The sequence below is a fragment of the Shewanella schlegeliana genome (genome assembly GCF_016765635.1).
Taxonomy (GTDB): domain Bacteria; phylum Pseudomonadota; class Gammaproteobacteria; order Enterobacterales; family Shewanellaceae; genus Shewanella; species Shewanella schlegeliana.
Map to the genome: position 1 here is coordinate 393,508 of NZ_JAESVD010000004.1, position 21,104 is coordinate 414,611.

The 21,104-nt window shown below is 43.5% G+C and carries 17 protein-coding genes; 11 read left to right on the top strand and 6 right to left on the bottom strand.

What is annotated here, in order from left to right:
- The first annotated feature begins 1 nt into the window (after position 1).
- The 7 genes from JMA39_RS09405 to JMA39_RS09435 all read left to right on the top strand — a co-directional run bounded on the left by JMA39_RS09405 (position 2) and on the right by JMA39_RS09435 (position 10,038).
- Positions 2–2,122 carry an acetyl/propionyl/methylcrotonyl-CoA carboxylase subunit alpha gene (locus JMA39_RS09405; RefSeq protein ID WP_202721616.1) on the top strand — a complete coding sequence of 707 codons (2,121 nt, stop codon included), beginning with the start codon at positions 2–4 and terminating at the stop codon, positions 2,120–2,122.
- On the top strand, positions 2,123–3,022 hold the full coding sequence (locus JMA39_RS09410; RefSeq protein WP_237732744.1) for a hydroxymethylglutaryl-CoA lyase: 900 nt from the start codon (positions 2,123–2,125) through the stop codon (positions 3,020–3,022).
- Between the two features lie 204 nt (positions 3,023–3,226).
- Positions 3,227–3,946, top strand: coding sequence for a CoA transferase subunit A (locus JMA39_RS09415; protein ID WP_202721617.1), 720 nt, complete (start codon positions 3,227–3,229; stop codon positions 3,944–3,946).
- Between the two features lie 12 nt (positions 3,947–3,958).
- Entirely contained in the window at positions 3,959–4,615 is a 657-nt protein-coding gene (locus JMA39_RS09420) for a 3-oxoacid CoA-transferase subunit B (RefSeq protein ID WP_202721618.1), read from the top strand.
- Between the two features lie 350 nt (positions 4,616–4,965).
- Complete coding sequence (locus JMA39_RS09425; RefSeq protein ID WP_202721619.1) at positions 4,966–6,363, top strand: KAP family P-loop NTPase fold protein; 1,398 nt, start codon at positions 4,966–4,968, stop codon at positions 6,361–6,363.
- A complete protein-coding gene (locus JMA39_RS09430; protein WP_202721620.1) occupies positions 6,360–9,179 on the top strand; it encodes an NACHT domain-containing protein in 2,820 nt (939 codons plus the stop codon). Before JMA39_RS09425 ends, JMA39_RS09430 begins: the two co-directional genes overlap by 4 nt.
- A gap of 385 nt (positions 9,180–9,564) precedes the next feature.
- The gene (locus JMA39_RS09435) at positions 9,565–10,038 is read left to right on the top strand and encodes a hypothetical protein (protein WP_202721621.1); all 474 of its coding nucleotides are present in this window, start codon (positions 9,565–9,567) and stop codon (positions 10,036–10,038) included.
- Between the two features lie 199 nt (positions 10,039–10,237).
- On the opposite strand, the gene JMA39_RS09440 is transcribed toward JMA39_RS09435, so the two are convergent.
- The gene (locus JMA39_RS09440; protein ID WP_202721622.1) at positions 10,238–12,256 is read right to left on the bottom strand and encodes an alkyl/aryl-sulfatase; all 2,019 of its coding nucleotides are present in this window, start codon (positions 12,254–12,256) and stop codon (positions 10,238–10,240) included.
- A gap of 198 nt (positions 12,257–12,454) precedes the next feature.
- On the opposite strand from JMA39_RS09440, the gene JMA39_RS09445 reads away from it, so the two are divergent.
- Entirely contained in the window at positions 12,455–12,946 is a 492-nt protein-coding gene (locus JMA39_RS09445) for a prepilin-type N-terminal cleavage/methylation domain-containing protein (RefSeq protein ID WP_202721623.1), read from the top strand.
- A 141-nt stretch (positions 12,947–13,087) separates the two neighbouring features.
- On the opposite strand, the gene nrfA (JMA39_RS09450) is transcribed toward JMA39_RS09445, so the two are convergent.
- Positions 13,088–14,473, bottom strand: a complete 1,386-nt coding sequence (gene nrfA / locus JMA39_RS09450) for an ammonia-forming cytochrome c nitrite reductase (RefSeq protein ID WP_202721624.1) — start codon at positions 14,471–14,473, stop codon at positions 13,088–13,090.
- A gap of 359 nt (positions 14,474–14,832) precedes the next feature.
- Here nrfA (JMA39_RS09450) and JMA39_RS09455 point away from each other — a divergent pair, with 359 nt between their 5' ends.
- Positions 14,833–15,270: a hypothetical protein gene (locus tag JMA39_RS09455; protein WP_202721625.1), complete on the top strand. Its 438-nt coding sequence runs from the start codon at positions 14,833–14,835 to the stop codon at positions 15,268–15,270.
- 885 nt (positions 15,271–16,155) lie between these two features.
- On the opposite strand, the gene nrfA (JMA39_RS09460) is transcribed toward JMA39_RS09455, so the two are convergent.
- On the bottom strand, positions 16,156–17,538 hold the full coding sequence (gene nrfA / locus JMA39_RS09460; RefSeq protein ID WP_202721626.1) for an ammonia-forming cytochrome c nitrite reductase: 1,383 nt from the start codon (positions 17,536–17,538) through the stop codon (positions 16,156–16,158).
- 712 nt (positions 17,539–18,250) lie between these two features.
- On the opposite strand from nrfA (JMA39_RS09460), the gene JMA39_RS09465 reads away from it, so the two are divergent.
- Positions 18,251–18,445, top strand: a complete 195-nt coding sequence (locus JMA39_RS09465) for a hypothetical protein (protein WP_202721627.1) — start codon at positions 18,251–18,253, stop codon at positions 18,443–18,445.
- A gap of 42 nt (positions 18,446–18,487) precedes the next feature.
- Here JMA39_RS09465 and JMA39_RS09470 read toward each other — a convergent pair whose 3' ends face one another.
- Positions 18,488–18,835: a RidA family protein gene (locus JMA39_RS09470; RefSeq protein ID WP_202721628.1), complete on the bottom strand. Its 348-nt coding sequence runs from the start codon at positions 18,833–18,835 to the stop codon at positions 18,488–18,490.
- A gap of 189 nt (positions 18,836–19,024) precedes the next feature.
- On the opposite strand from JMA39_RS09470, the gene JMA39_RS09475 reads away from it, so the two are divergent.
- Positions 19,025–19,516: a hypothetical protein gene (locus tag JMA39_RS09475; RefSeq protein ID WP_202721629.1), complete on the top strand. Its 492-nt coding sequence runs from the start codon at positions 19,025–19,027 to the stop codon at positions 19,514–19,516.
- 106 nt (positions 19,517–19,622) lie between these two features.
- On the opposite strand, the gene JMA39_RS09480 is transcribed toward JMA39_RS09475, so the two are convergent.
- Positions 19,623–20,348 (bottom strand): TorD/DmsD family molecular chaperone, encoded by a 726-nt coding sequence (locus tag JMA39_RS09480; RefSeq protein ID WP_202721630.1) that lies wholly within the window; start codon positions 20,346–20,348, stop codon positions 19,623–19,625.
- A gap of 83 nt (positions 20,349–20,431) precedes the next feature.
- Positions 20,432–21,097 carry a DMSO/selenate family reductase complex B subunit gene (locus JMA39_RS09485; RefSeq protein WP_202721631.1) on the bottom strand — a complete coding sequence of 222 codons (666 nt, stop codon included), beginning with the start codon at positions 21,095–21,097 and terminating at the stop codon, positions 20,432–20,434.
- Between the last annotated feature and the right edge of the window lie 7 nt (positions 21,098–21,104).

Here is a 21,104-nt window from a genome sequence, read left to right on the forward strand (position 1 = left end):
CATGTTTACTAAATTGCTAATTGCCAATCGCGGTGAAATCGCCTGCCGCATCATCAACACTGCCAAGGCCATGGGCGTTCGTACCGTTGCTCTATATTCCGATGCCGATATCGATGCTCGCCATGTCGCCATGGCCGATGAGGCATTTTATTTAGGTGGCAGCGCGCCTGCCGACTCCTACCTTAAGGGCGATTTGATTATCGAGATCGCCAAACAATCTGGCGCTCAGGCGATACACCCGGGTTATGGTTTCCTATCGGAAAATGCCGATTTTGCCCTCAAATGCGAGCAGGCCAATATTGCCTTCGTTGGCCCAAGCGCCGCTGCAATTGATTCGATGGGCAGCAAGAGTGCCGCCAAAGAGATCATGGGCGCGGCTCATGTACCACTAGTGCCGGGCTATCATGGTGATGCTCAAGACGATAATTTACTTGTCAGTGAAGCCAACAAGATGGGCTTTCCTCTGCTGATTAAGGCCGCCTTTGGTGGCGGTGGTAAAGGCATGCGCATCGTTGAAAATAGCAGCGAAGTGCTCGATGCAATTAATTCAGCCAGACGTGAAGCCATTAGCTCATTTGGTAACGATAAGTTGTTAATGGAGCGCTACCTGCGTCAACCTCGTCATGTTGAGGTCCAAGTCTTTGCCGATAGCCATGGCAACTGCATCTATCTCTCTGACAGGGACTGCTCAATTCAACGCCGTCATCAAAAGGTGGTTGAGGAAGCGCCTGCACCAGGACTTAGCGATGCACTTAGAGTCAAGATGGGCGAAGCCGCCGTTGCCGCAGCTAAAGCGATTAACTATGAAGGCGCGGGGACAGTTGAGTTTTTGCTTGATACCGATGACAGCTTCTACTTTATGGAGATGAACACTCGTCTGCAGGTAGAGCACCCGGTCACAGAGTTAGTCACGGGCCAAGACTTAGTCAAATGGCAACTGATGGTTGCCAGTGGCAGTCCGTTACCCCTTAAACAGGATGAAGTGACGATTAAAGGTCATGCTTTTGAAGTACGAATTTATGCTGAAGATCCGCACAATGATTTTCTGCCCGCCAGTGGTAAGCTCGATTTTTTACGCGAACCCACGCAGAGCCAATTTGTACGTATCGACTCAGGCGTACGTGAAAATGACGTGATCAGTAATTTTTACGACCCGATGATCTCAAAGCTTATCACTTGGGATGAATCACGCCCTCGAGCACTGCAACGCTTAGTGCATGCATTAGAGGATTATCAGATCAGTGGCCTTAAACATAATATCGAGTTCCTCGCTAATATTGCTAAGCACCCTGCTTTTAAGGATGCCAACTTTAGCACCGATTTTATTGAGCGTTATGGTGATGCGCTAATTCAACAAGGCCTCAGTGATGACCAATCAGATGAGTGCAAAACCGCTTTAGCCTTAGCCGCGCTGTACCAGCTATGTGCCCGTAAACAACAAGCTAAAAACGACACATTGACCAGCCATGATCCCTACTCACCTTGGGGCGAAGTGAGCGGCTTTAGGCTCAACAGTGCTAGCCAACATCAAGTGGCGTTACTCGATGATAATCATGAGATTAATCACCTTGAGCTAATCGAGACGCAAGTCGCTGGAAAGCCACAATATCAGCTGCAGCTGAGTGAAAACTTACTCACCCTTTCTGGCGAGCTAATTGACGAGATCCTGCATGCTGAAATTGTTCAACACAAGCTGAGCGATAGCCAAACTGAGCAAGCCAGTAAAGCTAACGGCCATAAAATCAAGCTCCCAGTTAGCCAAGTCGGCGATGACTTTACCCTGTTTATCAACTCAAAAAGCTACCACTATCGCGCCCTAGAATCAGAAGTGATTGAAGAGCAAGACAATCTTGAAGATAAGCTCAAAGCACCAATGAACGGCACTATCGTCACTCAACTTGTCAGCGTTGGCGATGTGGTAAAAGCGGGCCAAGGCATTATGGTGATGGAAGCGATGAAAATGGAATACACCATAGAGTCCCCCTTTGACGGTGTTGTCAGTGCATTCTTCTTCAAACCCGGCGAACTCGTTAGTGATGGCGAGCTGTTAGCCGAGGTTGAGGCTGAAGTTGAAGCTGAAGTTGAGCCAACAGCAACTGTGGCTGCGGAGGAAAGCGCATAAATGGCAATCTCTTACCCACAACAAGTCAGTATCTTTGAAGTCGGCGCCCGTGATGGTCTACAGAACGAAAAACCGGTCACGACCCAAGATAAAATAGTCTTGATAGAGGACTTAGCGGCGGCGGGAGTTAAGCGAATTGAAGCCGCCAGCTTTGTGTCACCTAAATGGGTGCCACAAATGGCAGATTCAGCTGATGTGCTCGCGGGGATCACTCGTCACAAGGGCGTAACCTACAGTGCGCTCACTCCAAATTTAAAAGGTTTGGAACTCGCACTTGACGCTGGCGCCGATGAAGTCGCCATTTTTGGTGCCGCCTCAGAAAGCTTTAGCCTGAAGAATATCAACTGCTCGATAGAGGAATCGATTGAGCGCTTTATCCCAGTAATGGAGCTAGCTAAGGCCAAGAATGTCCCGGTTAGAGGTTATGTATCTTGTACTTTAGGCTGCCCTTATGAGGGGGAGATAGCCGTTAGTGAAGTGGCTCGGGTGTCTGAATTACTTTACAAAATGGGCTGTTATGAGATCTCCCTTGGCGACACCATAGGCGTTGGCACGCCACTTAATGCCCGTAGAATGGTTGAAGCGGTAGCAGAAGTGGTGCCAAAAGACAAACTGGCACTGCATTTTCACGATACCTATGGCCAAGCACTGGTCAACATTCTGGCCTGCTTAGAAACTGGTGTCAGCGTAATTGACTCATCGGTCGCAGGCCTTGGCGGTTGCCCCTACGCCAAAGGCGCATCCGGTAACTTAGCCACCGAAGACTTAGTTTATATGTTACACGGGCTTGGCATCGAAACGGGTATCGACTTAACTAAACTCGTTAATGCAGGCAATAAGATAAGCCACGCACTCGGCCGCCAGTCGGGCTCTAAAGTAGCTAGAGCCCTCAGCGAATAAAGAGCCCTCAGCGAATAAAAGAAGGTTCTAGGTTCTAGGTTCTAGGTTCTAGGTTCTAGGTTCTAGGTTCTAGCATGATTTAACAATGGACAAAACATAAGCCTGTAAACGCAGATGTGATCCCCCTTAGGTCTGCGTTTAGCTTCTAACTGATTAGAACAGGCTTAACTCACTCCTAAATATAGGAATAAGGAGATAACAATAATGGCAGGACTAAATAAGGTCGTCACAAGTTACGATGAGGCACTCGCAGGCCTAAGTAATGATATGACCGTCATGGTCGGTGGTTTCGGTTTATGTGGTATACCTGAAGGCTTAATTGCGCAGATGGTCAAAACTGGTGTCACGGGGTTAACCGCAATCTCGAATAATGCCGGCGTCGATGACTTTGGTTTAGGCCTGTTATTAAAGAGCCGTCAAATCGATACCATGATCGCCTCGTACGTAGGTGAAAACGCCACCTTTGAACAGCAAATGTTATCCGGTGAGCTTAACGTTATCTTGACCCCGCAAGGCACCTTGGCCGAGAAAATTCGCGCCGGTGGTGCAGGTATCCCCGCGTTCTTTACCGCAACGGGTTACGGCACGCCAGTAGCGGAAGACAAGGAAACCCGTGAAATTGATGGTCGTCACTATGTATTAGAACCTGCACTCAAAGCAGACTTTGCACTGATTCGTGCATGGAAAGCCGACACCATGGGTAACTTGGTGTTCCGTAAGACTGCAGCTAACTTCAACCCTATGATGGCAACCGCAGGTAAAATCACCGTGGTAGAAGCTGAGCATATCGTCCAGCCTGGAGAGCTGGATCCTGACCATATTCACACACCAGGCATTTACGTTAACCGTGTGATTCAAGGCAAGTTCGAGAAACGTATCGAGCAACGCACAGTTAAACCAACCACTGCAACAGACAAAGCTTAAGGAGGCAGCACGATGGCATTATCAAGAGAACAACTGGCACAACGTGTCGCTCAAGAGCTCCAAGATGGCTTTTACGTCAACTTAGGTATCGGTATTCCAACCTTAGTGGCCAACTATATCCCTGAAGGCATTGATGTCATGTTGCAGTCAGAAAATGGTTTACTGGGCATGGGCGAGTTCCCCACCGAAGAGACCATCGACGCCGACCTAATTAACGCCGGTAAACAAACGGTTACCGCGGTCGATGGCGCATCATTTTTCTCATCAAGCGAGAGCTTTGCCATGATCCGTGGCGGTCATGTGGATCTCACTGTATTGGGCGCATTTGAAGTGGACGAGCAAGGCTCTATCGCTTCATGGATGATCCCCGCTAAGCTGATTAAAGGCATGGGCGGCGCAATGGACTTGGTGGCTGGCGCTGACAATATCATCGTCACCATGATGCACGCCGATAAGAAAGGTAATTCTAAACTATTGCCTAAGTGCGAGCTGCCATTAACTGGCTATGGCTGTATCAAGCGGGTATTGACTGACTTAGCCTTTCTAGAAATCAAAGATGGCGCCTTTCATCTACTAGAGCGTGCACCCGGCGTATCGGTAGAGGAGATTGTCTCTAAAACGGCTGGTAGGCTTGTGGTGCCAGAATATGTGCCAGAGATGAGCTTTTAATCCTTTAAAGATACTGTACATATTTGATTTAAATCTTTTGATATCCCAGAAGCATTATCTGGGCTTTTTGTACGCGAGCCTATATCTTCCTCATCTTTAAAATTTTATAGTTCAGGCGACTCGCCATTAACCCATCCATGGGGACTTAACGAAAAAGTCCCTTTTTCCGATGGTCGCTTGCACCATATAATTTTCGAATGTCTTATCCCAAAAACTTAGTATTGCGACTTTGGAGTCTATCAAAAACAGATTCCCCTAAATTGATAATAAGGCAATAGAAAGTAAACTAAAAAAGCCGTAATATATCACCACTTACACGGCTAAATCACATCGCCCGATACGGATACCACATGGCTTATAAAAGTTTAAATGACTCTCCGGTCTTAATTGACGACTTAGACCTCTACACAACTTTCGTCGAAAGTATCGTTGAGGATATACGCCACAGCCAAGCTCCAAAAACCATTGCAGTTACTGGATATTGGGGCAGTGGAAAAACTAGCGTATTAGCCCAGATATATACAAGCCTACTAGGTGAACACCCGCCTATTTTCAATAAGTCAACTGATGGTAAGAAAGATACTATTAACAAAAACTATCAAGGTGTGTGGTTTGAAGCATGGCGCTATCAACATGAATCTCAGCCCATTATTGCTCTTATGCATACCATGCGTCAGTCCTTCAGCCAAAAAAGAAAGCTTTTTGACCAAACCGGAAAAATTCTTAATGTCAGTACTGTCGCAGGTCTCAGTATATTCGACGGTGTGATAAAAACACTCAGCGCAGGTACTGTTTCTGGCTTAGATAAAATTCAAAAAATTGGCGAAAAATATGAAAAAGATAATCTACTGAGTCAATTGTCTACCGATCAAATCAATAATGCTCTCAGCACTGCTATCGACCATATGCTTACAAACAAAGTAAAATTTAATGAGATCGACAGAAAATGTATTATTTTCATTGACGATCTCGACCGCTGTGATGCAAAAACGGCAAAAAAGCTTCTAGAAGGTATCAAGGTTCACCTAAATCTGGAGAACTGTATTTTTGTCATCGCTATCGACCCTGAACAGCTTGAATCAAGCTTTAAACTCGATCACGCACAACTTGTCAATTCTGCAAAAAATCAAGATCAATCCTGCCATCACGCAACAGAATATCTTGAGAAGCTTTGCCAAGATGCGCATAGGCTCCCCATTGCTAGCCAGCAGCATATTGCTGATTTTATAAGTAAAAGTCTTAATAAAATTTTTCAGGATGAACATCAAAAATATATAGACATAATCGCATTGATTAAAACTGAACTTGAACGACAAAGCTACCTGCCAGCAAACCCACGTCGTCTAAAGATGATATGCAACCGCCTAGCTTCTTTTATCAGAAAGACATCTAGCAAAGAGCAAGACCAATATCATGCTCAGTCATTACTTTTCCTCGCAAGCACTTATGTCAGCTACCGGGAAGTGTATGAAATGATAAGTGTATGTCCTGAAGCGATTAACGATTTATTTAAGTTTGCTGAAAATGGAAAATCTGACATCCCTGCTTTGCAAAGCTTAACAACCAAAAATACCGAAGCACAGGGTATATTTGTACACCCTAATAAAATCTCAGAGTTCCGCTGTGCAGAACTACTAATTGAAATGGAAAAAAATGACAAATTAACGGCTTGGGGGGACTATTTACATCAGCTCATTCAATTCTATAATTCACCGATTCCCCCTGAGGGCCGAGGACAAGCAGAATGAAGTACTTTCCAGAGTACAAAGCTACAGAAGACTCCATTTACATAGACCTCTACCGTCAAGGCTTTGAGCGTTACTGCCGAAAATTAGCAGAACATTATGGTTGTTTAAATAACCAAGGTCTTGCGCTGCTCGATGATGATGCAGATATCGAACAAGATAGTGCCTTCATCGATGACCTATTCATTCTACCGAGCTTTAACACCAGTGGTACAAGTGCCGAGAACTACGATACAGAGCAGCAAGCATTACAGATAAAGAATAATATCAGTGTGGCTAAACTGTTAGCCAGTAGACCTCGACAGTTCATATTAGGTGATCCAGGGATCGGTAAAACAACTTATCTGCATTGGTTAGCGATTAGTCTAGCTCATCATAGAAGCAATTATGTCAAGCAGTCCATAGGGCCGTTACTACCGATATTATTGCGCGTCAGAGACTTTAAATCTTACCTAGCGACAGCATGCGATTCAGAGCAATTTATAGCCAACCTTAAGCACTATCTTGGCTCCTTAGGTGAGTTACTAAAACTAGAACTATTGACCCAAGCTATGGATAATGGTCAAGTTTTGCTTTTAGTCGATGGACTTGATGAAATCGGTAACACAGAGATCCAAAATTTAGGACGTTCGCTTGCAACGCTATTTAACCGATTTCCTTCCATAAAATGTATTATGACAGCTAGAGTAGTAGGCTTTGATGCCGCTCTGCTTTGGCCAGATGAAGAACATGCTAAGAAAAAAATAGAAATCAAACTAACGAATGAGCCAAGTGAATTAAACAGTACTTATAAAGATAATACGGCCTGTTCAGATTTGTACTTTCATAAAGACCATTCGTCACAACTACATGATTTTTCAACCTATTTCATTCAACCGCTTAATAACGAGCAACGACTGCAATTCAGTCAGAAATGGTGCCGTATTTATGTAAAAAACAACGACGATCAAGCTAGATTTCTCGAGGATCTACAAGCTGCTTTCAGCGATAATAATTCACTCAACAACTTGTCCCGAACTCCTGTATTACTGAACATGATTTGCTTTATTCAGCACCGTCGAGGCCGTCTTCCGAATGGTCGTGCTGAGCTGTATCAAAAGATCATCGAAACCTACTTGGTCAGCATGGACAGAGCAAGAGGCATCGATAATAACTTTATTGACAGTGAAGACTTCGATTATACAGATATTCGCAACTGGCTTGCTAAATTAGCCTATGCAATGCAATTAGGTAAGCTTGCTGTATTACTGAGTAATGCTGATAGTACTTCTCAAATTGAAGACCTGCTATTTGAAACTCAGGCTTCCCGCAGTACTAGCCTAACAGAGTCTCAGCTATTGACCTTCTTTTCACGTGAACTAGAAGAAGTCTATGAAGACAAAAATAAGTGCCAATACACCGCCGAAAAACTGATTGATTACATCAAGCGCCGCACTGGATTTTTGATTGACAGAGGACAAGATGCCGAGCACGACAATGAAACCCTATTTGCATTCAGCCATTTATCATTTCAAGAATACTTTGCAGCACACTTCATTAGCCAACAGTGGTCGCAACTGAGTATAAATGACAAGCTGGTGAATTCATTAACACAAAGCTGCGATACTCAAAGCTGGTTTGAATGCTGGCAGTTAGTATTTGAAGACTTTTCACACAATGGTAATAACCGCCAACAACACACTCGTTTTTTGGATCAATTATTTGGTCCTGTTGACAAGCTTACTCAAAAATTAGGTTATACAGGTGTAACTTATCGAGAAAAACAAGATTATGCTGTTCACCTATTAAGTAAAATAATACTTAATCCAGCAGTAAAACTACCTCCAAACTACCGTCAAGAACAGCTCTCTAACTTATGGTTATTTAACCTCAACCTTGACTCTAATCATGGATCAACTTCCATCTCTACATTGTGGCCAGAACTTAGCAAAGACTTCAACAATCATGACAGCTTTAGTCGTAGAGCAGTCGATACTGCTATCAAACTGTATGATAAACAAAATTTAATTACTCTGGATTTAACTGGTGAGAAATCTGCAGACCTACGGCCATTGAAGCTCTTTCCAGAATTATTTCAATTAAAATTGAACAACATTCTGATTAATAGCTTACGCCCACTAGCATGTTTAAAACACTTAGGGATTTTAGAGCTAACTAACATTCATGTGTCTGATTTTTCGCCATTAGCAAATTTAAAAAATCTTCGACTTCTAGCGATTTCAAACACTCCTCTGGTAGATTTGGAGCCCATAGCTAAATTATTAAAATTGCGATCACTCTATTTGAACAATACTAATGTTACAGACTTGGCTCCTTTGGAAAGGTTAAAAAATATTGAAAACTTAACACTTAAAAATTCAGGAGTTTCCGACTTGGCGGTTTTGGAAGGAATGACAAGATTAAAATATTTGGATTTTGGGCAAACTTCAGTGAAGGACTTAACTCCATTAGCTAAACTAGTAGAATTAGATTCTCTTTTCGCTAGCTATACGTTAGTTTCAGACCTTAGTCCACTCAGTAATTTGACACAACTAGAGTACCTAGATTTAGACGGGACTGAAATTGCAGAGCTAGGCCCAATTGCAAGATTAAAAAAACTCGGTGTGCTTTGGCTCAATAATACGATTATTTCTGACTTAAAGCCTTTGACAAACTTAATAGAGCTTACGAGCCTTTGCATTAACAATACTAATGTTACTGACTTGACGGCAATAATGAATTTACAAAAACTCCGAACTTTAGAGATTAAAGAGTGCCAACTGTTAGATAAGAATGGATTAGAAAGTTTACCTGATAATTTAAAAATCTATACTGATTAATACTTTAAGCGTCTAATTACATTGTAGTTAACAGGCCAATTAATAGCCGGTAGGCTTGTGGTGCCAGAATATGTGCCAGAGATGAGCTTTTAACGACAAGCCGTTCGATAAAGCGAGCCGATAAAACAAGCCTAAAGTGCAATTTGATAGAGCGAGTAAATAAAACGCAGCTTAATAAAAGCTGCGTTTTTTATTGTTATAAAGCAGCGACAACACGGGTAAAGGTGACTCACATGATGGAGTCGCTCTTGAGTTTAAGCCATTCATCATTACCCACTCATTATTACCTACTCATCATTGTCCACTAAGCCCATAAAAAGCGCTTTTATCCCTAAGCTTAAACATTTACTATCATACCCACTAAGAAGCTGAAGAAACCTAACTTATGATAGAGCGCATCCAAAATGCTTACGATGGCGAAATTTATGGCATCTCTTTTTTCAGCTATTTAGACAACAACTATCAGTTCAAAGCATCCTCAAAAACATTGTGGAAAACCTTAATTCAAGTTGAGACGCTAACCGCTAACCTCCTCGAAAATACATTAGCTGAGCATCAATTTGAGTACGATTGTAATAACGGTGCAATGATCAACAAGGGCAACAGTGATGCCCAGAAATGGTGCCATCTACCATGGGCAGAGCTAGTCGATACCCTAGTCAACTGGGTTGAACCTTACGAGAAGAAATATCGTGACTGGGCTGATGAAGCCAGAATAGAAACCGACAGTTTCCGATTAATCGCCGAGCATGAGACGGCCATATACGAATGCTTCAAAGCTGAGAAAGTTGGAATATCAGGGGAAATGATTCTTTTAGATTTTATCAACAAGTATCAAGCCAAAGTCCAGAACGGCTAAGAAAATACGCTCCATCTATCCTACTGCACTCTCTGCGCCAGTTATCTCTGTTCCACCTCACTTCAGCCGTTATACGGCAGACTCAGTAGAAAACGCTCACCTCAAATACTGGTACGGCTTGACGACAGCAATATTTGAGGCTTGCTAGAGAATTAAAAACGCTCCTTGTTGAAAAGTATCGTTAACTCAAGGTTTTCAATTACTGATATAAATTTGAATCTACTGTTTTGTCGCTAAACGGCACGATCTCAAACTTTTCATCGAACTTAACTAAGGTACTAACCAACTTACTCAACACCGTATCATCGCCTTCAAGAGTCGCGTCCTTCGATGCAATCAGATCTGACAGACGGGCTTGACCCAACAATATTTTTGTAAAGCCATCGTCATCCAAGGTGATTGTTGCATCGGCATCCTTTTTAGCCTGCTCGACTTTAATATTACTTAAGTTGCCATTAGACATTTCAACAAAATAGACTTCACCGTCAACGATAATATTCATCGTAAATGGCGTATGTTGAGCCTTTAACGAATCTACTTGGACTGCAATATAATCGAGTAACATCCCAGGGTCCATTTCAGATAGGATATCAGCTGAGGCCGTTTTAGGGGCTCCAGGGCTGACCTTACCCAGACGTAACTCTTGTGCGCCAGTGAGATAAATATTGCGCCATCCCGCCCCTTCCGCTTGATAACCCATTTGTTCATAGGCATCTGCCAGCATCGCTCTTGCCTCTGTGTTATTAGGCTCGGCCTGCACGACTTTATTTAAAACCGTAGCGACAAAGCGATAATCACCATCGGAAAAATCTTTTTTCGCTTTATTTAAAATAGCCTTCGCGCCGCCCATATATTCTACAAACTTGGCAGACTCGGCTTTAATCGGTAGCGGGTTTAAGTTGGCAGGATTCATATCAAAATAGCCCAAATACATATTGTAAACGGCGCGGGCATTATGTGAGTAGGTACCGTGGTAACCATTGGTATGCCATGCTTTTTGAATACTCTCAGGCATCACTTCATATATTTTGTCACCCAGATCTTGCAGAACGTAGCCATTATTGGCGAGTCTCAAAGTTTGATTATGAGTAAAGCCATAAGCATCTCGCTGCATTTTTAGATAATCTACGATCTCCTTTGTTGACCAGATAGGTGCCGAATGCGACGCAAACAGTACCTCGACCTCACCTCCCCACATATTGAGCATTTGGTTGATTTTCTTTGACCACTTTAAGGCGTCACGAACTTTAGCACCTCGTAAGGTGTAAATATTATGCATACCTTGATAGGTAACCTCACCAGTCCACAAGGCTTTCATTGAAGGTATGTAAGTCACCATTTCTGATGGTGCTTCGGTTCCCGATGCATCGAGGAAAACCATCTCTAAGCCATCGATGGTTAACTCCTCCACATCGGCCTTTAGGTTAAGCTCATAATCGGGCGTAACATAGGTAATTTGGCCCGAGGATAAACCTTTAGCTAAAGCCGCATCGACGATGCCGTGCTCATTACGTCCCAGTGTGGCGCCATATTGATAGGCTGCACGACGTGACATGGCATTCCCAGCAAGGACATTTTCATCGACCGTTTCCTTGGTGATATTTTTTGATCCATAGACCTTCACATCAGGAAAGGCCTCCTGGATAGCGCGGGCACCGCCAAAATGGTCGGCATGAGAGTGGGAGTAGAGCATCGCAACAACCGGGAGATCACCGTCTTGAGGCACATTCTCTTGAAAGAACTTCAAAGACTGCGCCGCAGCCTCCTTAGTGGTTAACACATCATAAACTATCCAACCTGTTTTCCCGCGAATAAAGGAAAGTGAGGCAAGATCTGCCCCACGGATCTGATATATTTTCCCGGGTAACACCTCATAAAGGCCTTCGGCCTTCTGATTCAAAACCGCCTGTCTCCAAAGCGATGGATTGACTGTTGCTGGCGCACTATCTGCAGAGTTTTCATCGATAAACTTAAAACTATTACGAATGATGTCACCGGTTTTTTGGTCAAACTCAGCAACGAGCCCCTTATCATTATTCTCAAAGGCTCGAACATCGGTGAAGTTTAAGGTCTCGGCATAGGCTCGATTTGCAGCCTGAGTTTGCGGTGTCGCAGGCTTTCCACCCACATCTTTAATCGAAAGGTCATGCTCTTCGGCATAAATTGAAGCGCTCGATAATAGTAGGCTGTATACGATGAATCTGTATCTCTGTTTCATAAGTGCATCCTGCAACGTCATAAATGTAAACAAATTGTAGCGCATCGTTCGGTAAATCTAAAAATAAATTAGCATCAACCTTCTGCGGAATCGGAAGCTATTCCTATACTTATGCAATAGCTCCCCACCAAAGCGAGGGGATTAACTCAATTTGCTTTCATAGTTCGTATTGCCCAAATTTATCGAGAACCGAACAAGATGAAAACTAAAGCTGAAGGATTTACCCTAGTTGAATTAGTTGTTGCCATTATCATTCTTGGCATTATCAGTGTTATTGCTATCCCCAAATTTATCTCCTTTGAAGATGAATCTCATGATGCCGTGATGCGGCAAACTTATGCTTCAGTTAAGAGTGCAATCAGTCTTGTTCGGGCCAAGGGTTTTGCTTCAGATAAAGACTGCGAGTCAAATAATAGTCGATTAGAATCTTTTAAGTCTGTAGAGATCAATAATGTGCAAATCTGTGTCGATCCAATACAGGGATTTCCCCATATCGATCTATTTCGCCGCGGCACAGAGTCTGAACAAATCAATGCCATGTTGGACTTAGATAATAACTTTGATCAGGTTTGGTGGGCTGGGGGATTTTACTTATACCCAAAAGGGATCACTGACGATCAATCGATGAATTGCTATATTTTTTACGATTTTGATACTAAGACTACTGAGATGGTAAACACAGATTGCTAACGATTCAAACTAGGCCATTATACACACTCTTCTCCTCTGTGGGCGCATGGATAGCAGTTATAAAAATTAAGGATAAACGTGAGATAAAAAAATCCGAGAAGCCAACTTCTCGGATTTTATTAAAGTCACAACCGTTAACGTCTACTCACCGCCGTTGGTCGCCTTATATTCAGCTTCCCACTTAGGTACCACTTTCTCGATAAAGATTGCTTTATCTGCATTCATTTTTTCCATATCCATGCCTAAAAGTGCCTGCGCTTTCGCTTCTGTGGAGATATCTGGAATTGCGACAGCCGTTTTAACACCTTGAGCTGCCAATACTTTAGCAAGCTTAGCGCGGGCATCAGCGGTTTTAGTTAATGACGTCTCTAAAATACGCAGTCCCTCTTCCGGCGCGTGAGCAGCGATACCGTGAGATGCAATGGCAAAATCCCAACGCCATTGAGCATGACGAATGTCCGTTAACGCCGTAGTCATTTGCTGCTCTGTTGCTCCCGCCTTCCAAGCGGCATCGGCCTCAAAGTGAGCTTTCACTAACTCGGCCTCAGCCTTAAGCTTTAGGGTATTAACCTTATCTTTATTTGCCTGTACTAGCCCTTGCAACTGGTCTTTGGTTTGTTCGTGACAGGTTGCACAGGTAAATTCAAATTTATCAAATGGATTACCTACATTATGGTCTGTGTATTCTTTACCTTCAGCATTGGTTACACGCGGCATATGACAATCTGTACATGATATTCCCATCTCACCGTGCATACCCAGAGCGGTAGTCTCATACCCAGGGTGCTGGGCTTTTAACATAGGCGCTTTTGATAGTTGATGGGTCCAATCTTTGAACTTCAACTTGTCATAGTATGCTTCCATCTCTTCTACTGAGGTGCCATCGTCCCAAGGGAACTTAACCCAATTTGGATGCTCGGCTGTTTTTTCAAAGTAATACTCCACGTGACACTGGCCGCACACCATATTTTGCTTCTCGCTTTTTTCAGCCTTATCAAATGGTGTACCAATTGCCGCAAAGGCACGCTCAGCAAATGGCCGTGCGACCCTTAACTTAGGTGTTCCAGGCTTATGACAATCTGCACAACCAATGACATTATCGATTTCAGGGCCACCTTTAGCCCACTTGCCCTTGAAGTACTCTCCCTCACCTTGTTCTTCGATAACACGCGGGACATCAGGGCTCTTACAACTCCAACAAGCCATCGGCATAGGGCCTTCATCCGCTTTCATCGGTGCGCCAGTTCGTAGTGTGGTTCTCACATCGGTAATTGCATACTGATGCCCTCTAGGGGCGTTATAATCTTTAGAAAACCCATAACCCGCCCACAGAATAACTAAGTTAGGATCAGCGGCTAATGCATTGGAAACCTCTTTGCTTTCAGCTGTTTTTTGCCAGCTTTGATATTGCTTAGGAAAGCGCTTCTCGTACTGAGCATTATCTGCTGGATTCGTTTTTGCCATCGCTGTACTACTTAAAATGCCAATGCAGACTCCAGCTATCAAGGAAACTTTGTATGCTTTCATAGGTTATCCATCCATTATGTGAGGGTATTGAGATATATAAAATGTAGTCGCTATAACCACGTTGTCAAAAGCTACAGCAATTTAATTTTCTTTTTATTTTCAAAGGGGATTTTCACATAAGCTCAATAATTAACCCGGCTGAAAATGAGGCGTTTACCTCTGCTATTGAGGGCTTAAATTAGCGCTATCTGTGCATCGGAAAAAACAAGCTCAATTGAGGCTTATCAGTCTTGAAATTAAACTGGCGCTCTCTATGTCTTTATCTAGTATGAGTGAAAGTCGGTTTGGTTAAAGTCAGTTGGCTAGAATCGGGTTCGTTACATAGAGTTAATTCGAATAAATCTGTTTAGGGGGCAATCTTGAAAATTGATATCTCTGGCAAACACACCATTTCCGTGTTTCAGCTGACAGCGGTGTTTAGCATGTTGTTTGCTTTAGTGGGGTTTAGCTATAACGTTTGGCGCATGGAGATCACCGAGTACAACAGCAATGTGCGTTCGGCGAGTTTTGAACTGTTACTACAGCTGTCTGAACTTGAATCTATCGTCTATGCCGCTCACTACGATCAAGACCCGGTTTTAGGTAATCCACGTAAAGGCTGGGTAAAGGTCAATTTGATTGCCGACTTAAGCATGGTAACCGAGCCTGAGCTCAGTATTGCCGCAGAGGAGCTTAAACTGAGCTGGCAATCCAATTGGCAACAGCTGGCCGATAATGAAGCTAGCGCCCAAGCGGTAGTGACTAAAATTGATGATACTCGCGCCCAAGTGCGTCATCTGCTCAAACGCTTAGACTAAATCCTCGATTAGAATAGTGAAACATAAATTATGCGTAATCATGTTAACGGGTTTCCCCTCATTGAATGAGTTGGTGTCATCATTCTAGGCATTATCAGTGTCATCGCCCTTCCCAAATTGATCTCTTTTGAAGATGAATCTCGTGATGCTGTAATGTACCAATCAGTATAAAGATTTAGTCGCTCAGCGAGAGTTTAGCGGCTCTGAGACAAGGTCATTAAATGCTCCTCTGTAACTGCCACAGCGTTACTCTCGATAATCGCTCCTGCATTATTCAGCCTTCGCCATCCATGGTCTCGTACCTCCTATATCCATATAGTCGTGCATTAATGACATTCACCACATCTGACCTCCAAGGATGGAGAAAATGTCTTAAGTATGTCGGGAACATACAAGACCGCGTGGTTTGCAACGAGTGAAGAGCATAGTTAAACTAGGTTTAAACTCCCTCTTGTTCCTTAAGAGTCACAGTATCAGAGCCGCTAAAACTCGCCATTCTGGAGCGATTTTGGCTGCCTACTTCTGCGTTGAACAACTTCACAAAGAGAGTAACCATTCTTTCAGTTATTCGCCTTGATTAGTTTGCCAAAAATCGTTCTGAGTAGATCAACTTCTTATACTGATTAGTATAAGACAACTGAAATGGTAAACACTGATTGCTAGCTATTTAGAGAAGAAAGTTGAACTGCCACTTTGCCCTCTATAGATGCATAGACTCGCAATCTTTTCATTACTCATTGCAACGAAATAATGACCAACTAGCTTTAGATGATACTTTTTAGGTGCTGAGTGCACTGATAGCGGTATATAAATAAAGAATAATCATGACATAAAAAATCCGGGAAGCTAAATTCCCGGACTTTATAGCGTAATAACAATTAAAATCTACTCACCATTAGTGGCTTTATATTCCGCTTCCCACTTTGGCACGACTTTCTCGATAAAGGTGGCCTTATCGGTGCGCATCTTTTTCATATCCATGCCTAAGACGGCCTGTGCTTTCGCTTCGGTCGAAATATCTGGAATAACCACAGCGGTATTAACACCTTGAGCTGCTAATATTTTTGCTAACTTATCACGAGCTTCTGTCGACTTAACTAATGAGGTTTCTAAAATACGAAGACCCTCTTCTGGTGCGTGAGCGGCTATGCCGTGCGAGGCGATGGCATAGTCCCAACGCCATTGAGCATGACGGATATCCGTTAACGCTGCAGCCATCTGCTGCTCAGTTGCCCCCGCTTTCCAAGCGGCACCAGCCTCGAAATGAGCTTTCACCAAAGCGTCTTCAGCCTTTAGCTTAAGTGCATTAATCTTGTCTTTATTGGCTTGAACTAAGCTTTGTAACTGCTCTTTGGTCTGTTCGTGGCAAGTTGTGCAGGTATATTCAAATTTATCAAACGGACTACCGATATTATGGTCAGTGTATTCTTTACCCTCTGCATTGGTTACCCGCGGCATATGACAATCGGTACACGATATTCCCATCTCACCATGAATTCCCTGTGCAGTAGTCTCGTAACCTGGATGCTGGGCTTTTAACATTGGCGCTTTTGATATTTGATGTGTCCAATCTGTAAAATTAATCTTATCGTAATAAGCTTCCATATCTTCGACTTTCGTACCATCATCCCAAGGGAATTTAACCCAATTAGGATGTTCTGCTGTTTTTTCAAAGTAATATTCCACATGGCACTGCCCACATACCATATTTTGTTTCTGGCCCTTCTCAGCCTCATCAAACGGCGTTCCAATTGCAGCAAAAGCACGCTCAGCAAATGGACGTGCGATCCTTAATTTTGAGGTGCCAGGTTCATGGCAGTCTGCACATCCTATATTATTAACAATCTCTGGACCTCCCTTGGCCCATTTACCTTTGAAGTACCCAGTTTCCCCCTCCTCCTCAATCAATCGTGGCACATCGGGGCTCTTACAACTCCAACAGGCCATAGGCATAGGCCCTTCATCTGCCGTCATTGGGGCGCCAGTTCGTAATGTACTCCTCACATCAGTAATAGCATATTGGTGACCTCTTGGAGCTTTATAATCCTTGGCAAATCCGTAACCAGCCCAGAGAATAACTAAATTAGGATCCGCAGAGAGTAAATTTGTCGCCTCTTTACTCTCTGCGGTTTTTTCCCAACTTTGATACTGTTTTGGAAAACGCTTCTCATATTGAGCATTATCTGCTGGATTGGTGTTTGCCACCACGCCAGTGCTTACCATGCCTAAACAGACGCCAGCTATCAAGGGCACTTGGTATGCTTTCATAGTGTATTATCCTTAGTTTTGGGTTATATGCAGTAAAATATGATCGTGACATGTTGTAATCACCCCATTTTTAATGGAGCTCATAAGTAGACTTATTCATTTGTGCAAACCTTGCACAAGAGTTTTTATCTTCAATGCAATGTTGGCTTTCATCGTTATAAACCCTAAGCCATTTAGTTGCAAAGATTTATTGCTATTGCGAGAAATAAAATCTGCCAAATAGCAAAAATAGCAGCATATAACCCCGCGATTACACAATATAAAGAGATTTAATCCAGCACCAACTAATTAAGCAAAACAAAATACTAACGCCACGCAATGTAAAAAGAGCTAAAAAGGTACAATGACGAAACCATTTTTGTCCCACACAGGTTCACTCAATATTGGTACACAATCGTAAGCAAGCGAATAAATATCAGAGACCTCCTGAACGGGTGAGTTTATGAGTTTATTGCTTAAGAGCGACTGCAGTCATGAGCTGATATAGAGTGAGTTGACACATGCTGGAGCACCAGTGAGTCACGAGTGAATTTGTTGAATTCGAGAGTAGATAAGTTTAGCTATATCGTCAGGATCGGAAGTCACCGAGTACAACAGCAATGTGCATTCAGCCAGTTTTGAGCTGCTACTGCAGCTATCTGAGCTTGAGTCAAACGTGTAGGCAGTCCATTACGATAACGACCTGCTCCTATGAAACCCACGTAAGGGCTGGGTGAAAGTCAATTTGATTGCCGACTTGAGCATGTTAAGCGAGCCTGAGCTCAGTGTTGCCGCAGAAGAACTGAAACTGAGCTGGCAATCCAATTGGCAACAGCTGGCCGATAATGAAGCTAGCGCTCAAGCGGTAGTGACTAAAATTGATGATACTCAAGCTCAAGTGCGTCATCTGCTCAAACAGCTAGATTAAACTGTTAGCTTTAGTCACTACTTTGAAAGTGTCGTTAAGGCTTTACTTAACCGCTGCAACAAAGGCGATTTCAAGCAAATACTTAGGATCGGCTAACTCGACTTTTAAGCAGGCGCGACTCGGGGCACAACCTTCTGGTAACCAGGCTTGCCATGCTTGGTTAAATACCGCCACGTTTGCAAAATCGGTAACATAAATCGTCACCGATAATAGACGTGATTTATCACTGCCTACACTGGCTAATGTGGCTTCAGCCTGCTCAAAAATCTGCGCAGTTTGACTTTGCATATCACCGTCGACATCAGCAGCAATTTCAACAAAGTGTGCCATGTTATTGAACACGGTAGCATCGGACCAATTTGCACATGGGTTAACGCGTTGAATATCCATTTTAAACCTTAAAAATTCATCATAATAGCAGGCGATTTTAGCAGAAATGTACCACAGACCTAGTAAATTTAGCGCCTTAAGTCGATTATGCTGTGCTATGCACACCTTGCAATAAGTCATAATGCTAAACTAAACGCTTAGCTTGATTTCGCCTCAGTTTTGAGGCCGTTTATACGAGATTTTGATTAAATGACTCTAAGACGCTCATTAGGCCAGCAGTGGAGTAAGTCGATTCTTGCGCACAGATTAGCCTTAACTCTACATAGCTCTGACAAGGTGCATCAACTGTTTGGCGGAGCAACGTCACTCACCACTGTTACCAATACTATCGCTGCACTGGTATTTGCAGAGGGTGAACCGGTCTGGCTGCCACCAATGGAAAGTAACGAGCAGACGCCGCTAGAATATGAACTTGCCCTGCACTGCTTGTTTGCAGCTAGCCGTCTGTTGTTTGTCAAAGAGATAGAACAAGGTGAGCTAGGACAAGCAGAGCATTTAGTGCTAACGATTGCCTATCAATGGAGTCAGTCACTGAATAATTGCGAAAGCAACACATCAGCTCAGACACTCAGCAGCGACGCCCAACGGCTTTGCCAACTACTGCAGACTATCAACACTCAGTTAGAGAAGGTTCGTAGTGAAAAGCGCCAATCCAGTCGTAATATGGGTAGTCATAGTTAATTTGAATCTAGGTTTAACTGTAAAATAAAAAGCCCGCAAACACTCATTTGCGGGCTTTTTGCTATTCACTGACTCGTTCTGGAGTCTGCTTACACATTAAGCAGTATTAACGAAACAGTCGTTTATCAAGCGGCAACACCTGAAAGTCTTGCTGCAGTTGCATCAAGAAGTCAGCGGTTAGCAAGGCGATACCACGATAAAAATCAGTCTTGGCATGCTCATTAGCTAATTGACAGCAACGCATTGCCCAAGGCAATAGGTGCTGCTGCAGTAACACTTGAACGAAGCGAACCAAGGCTTGATTGTCGCTCTCAGTCTGTAAACGACCAAAGGTTTGATCCAGTACGGCAAAAAAGAGTCCGATATGATCAATTGGCTGCTTATAATCGAGTTGTAACTCAACGCCGTGAGCGCGATAAAAGTCCATCAGTTCAACGGTGGTTCTGTCATTAATCAACTGTTCTTCACACAGATAAACTGAGCCTTGCGGCACAGCTGTCGGTTCGCCTGGCCCGAAGAAAAGTTGGCCGTAATCCAGCTTTAAGCTGATTAATGCCTTCTCCAGATCCGCGCAATCAATATCAGAAGACCATTGCTGCAGAAAAGTCCCCAGCAATTGACGTCCATTGCTATTTTCCAGGCGATGTTCAAACTCAGGCCAGCTGCCTGCTACATCGCAATCTTTTAACCCATTGATAAAATCGGCTTCTGGGTAACGAATAAGGCAGTGATGCAGTATTCGCGCTAAACCTTGATACTCAACAAAATCAATTTTGCTTAAAGATGATTGAGCAGTGCTAGATTGAGTAATCGACTCTGTTTTTGAAGACATAATTTACCTTACAAGTTAAGCGGGCCAAAGCCCGCTATGCTTGTGTTACTGACAGTACCTTGATAACTAACTTTTCGCTGAAGTTATACTTCAGTTGGGTTAAGGATATCGCCGCCTTGTCCGCCATGCACGTTAGCCTTAATGATAAGGTTTGGTGAAGTAATAGACTCTGGTGGAAGTGGTGCAATATGGCCATCGCCATTACCGTACTTAGCGCGTAGGTTATCCATAGTGTCAAAGTCTAGTGCACGTAGTGGGCAAGACTCAACACACACAGGCTTACGACCTTCTGCGATACGCTCGAAACAACCGTCACACTTGGTCATCACTTTACGTTCACGGTCAATTTGCGGCGCATCGTATGGGCATGCTCGAGCACAGCTCTCACAACCGATACATAGGTCTTGTGCAACGTGTACTAGACCATCTTCGCGGCGCTTATGCATTGCACCTGTTGGGCAAGCTTTAACACACACAGGCTCTGAGCAGTGGTTACAACCGATTGACATGTAGTAAGCAAATACGCTTTGCTCAAAACAGCCATTTTGGCCTTCAGTCCACTGTCCACCACCGTATTCATACACGCGGCGCCATGTAACACCGTTCAGTGCCGGAACACCATTAGCTTCTGGGTTAGTGTTATTACGGATCTCGTTACCTTGACGGTCTTTACAAGATACATGACACGCTTTACAACCAGTACACTTAGTGCTGTCTACGTAAAAACCGTATTGAGTTGGTTCAGTCATAATTAAC

What these genes read in the sequence shown, in the direction of transcription:
- JMA39_RS09410 (WP_237732744.1), top strand. Translation starts at nt 2,123, where the DNA reads ATGGCAATCTCTTACCCACAACAAGTCAGTATCTTTGAAGTCGGCGCC.
- JMA39_RS09440 (WP_202721622.1), bottom strand. Translation starts at nt 12,256, where the DNA reads ATGAAACAGAGATACAGATTCATCGTATACAGCCTACTATTATCGAGC.
- JMA39_RS09425 (WP_202721619.1), top strand. Translation starts at nt 4,966, where the DNA reads ATGGCTTATAAAAGTTTAAATGACTCTCCGGTCTTAATTGACGACTTA.
- JMA39_RS09485 (WP_202721631.1), bottom strand. Translation starts at nt 21,097, where the DNA reads ATGACTGAACCAACTCAATACGGTTTTTACGTAGACAGCACTAAGTGT.
- JMA39_RS09445 (WP_202721623.1), top strand. Translation starts at nt 12,455, where the DNA reads ATGAAAACTAAAGCTGAAGGATTTACCCTAGTTGAATTAGTTGTTGCC.
- JMA39_RS09470 (WP_202721628.1), bottom strand. Translation starts at nt 18,835, where the DNA reads ATGGATATTCAACGCGTTAACCCATGTGCAAATTGGTCCGATGCTACC.
- JMA39_RS09405 (WP_202721616.1), top strand. Translation starts at nt 2, where the DNA reads ATGTTTACTAAATTGCTAATTGCCAATCGCGGTGAAATCGCCTGCCGC.
- JMA39_RS09475 (WP_202721629.1), top strand. Translation starts at nt 19,025, where the DNA reads ATGACTCTAAGACGCTCATTAGGCCAGCAGTGGAGTAAGTCGATTCTT.
- nrfA (WP_202721624.1), bottom strand. Translation starts at nt 14,473, where the DNA reads ATGAAAGCATACAAAGTTTCCTTGATAGCTGGAGTCTGCATTGGCATT.
- nrfA (WP_202721626.1), bottom strand. Translation starts at nt 17,538, where the DNA reads ATGAAAGCATACCAAGTGCCCTTGATAGCTGGCGTCTGTTTAGGCATG.
- JMA39_RS09430 (WP_202721620.1), top strand. Translation starts at nt 6,360, where the DNA reads ATGAAGTACTTTCCAGAGTACAAAGCTACAGAAGACTCCATTTACATA.
- JMA39_RS09420 (WP_202721618.1), top strand. Translation starts at nt 3,959, where the DNA reads ATGGCATTATCAAGAGAACAACTGGCACAACGTGTCGCTCAAGAGCTC.
- JMA39_RS09435 (WP_202721621.1), top strand. Translation starts at nt 9,565, where the DNA reads ATGATAGAGCGCATCCAAAATGCTTACGATGGCGAAATTTATGGCATC.
- JMA39_RS09415 (WP_202721617.1), top strand. Translation starts at nt 3,227, where the DNA reads ATGGCAGGACTAAATAAGGTCGTCACAAGTTACGATGAGGCACTCGCA.
- JMA39_RS09480 (WP_202721630.1), bottom strand. Translation starts at nt 20,348, where the DNA reads ATGTCTTCAAAAACAGAGTCGATTACTCAATCTAGCACTGCTCAATCA.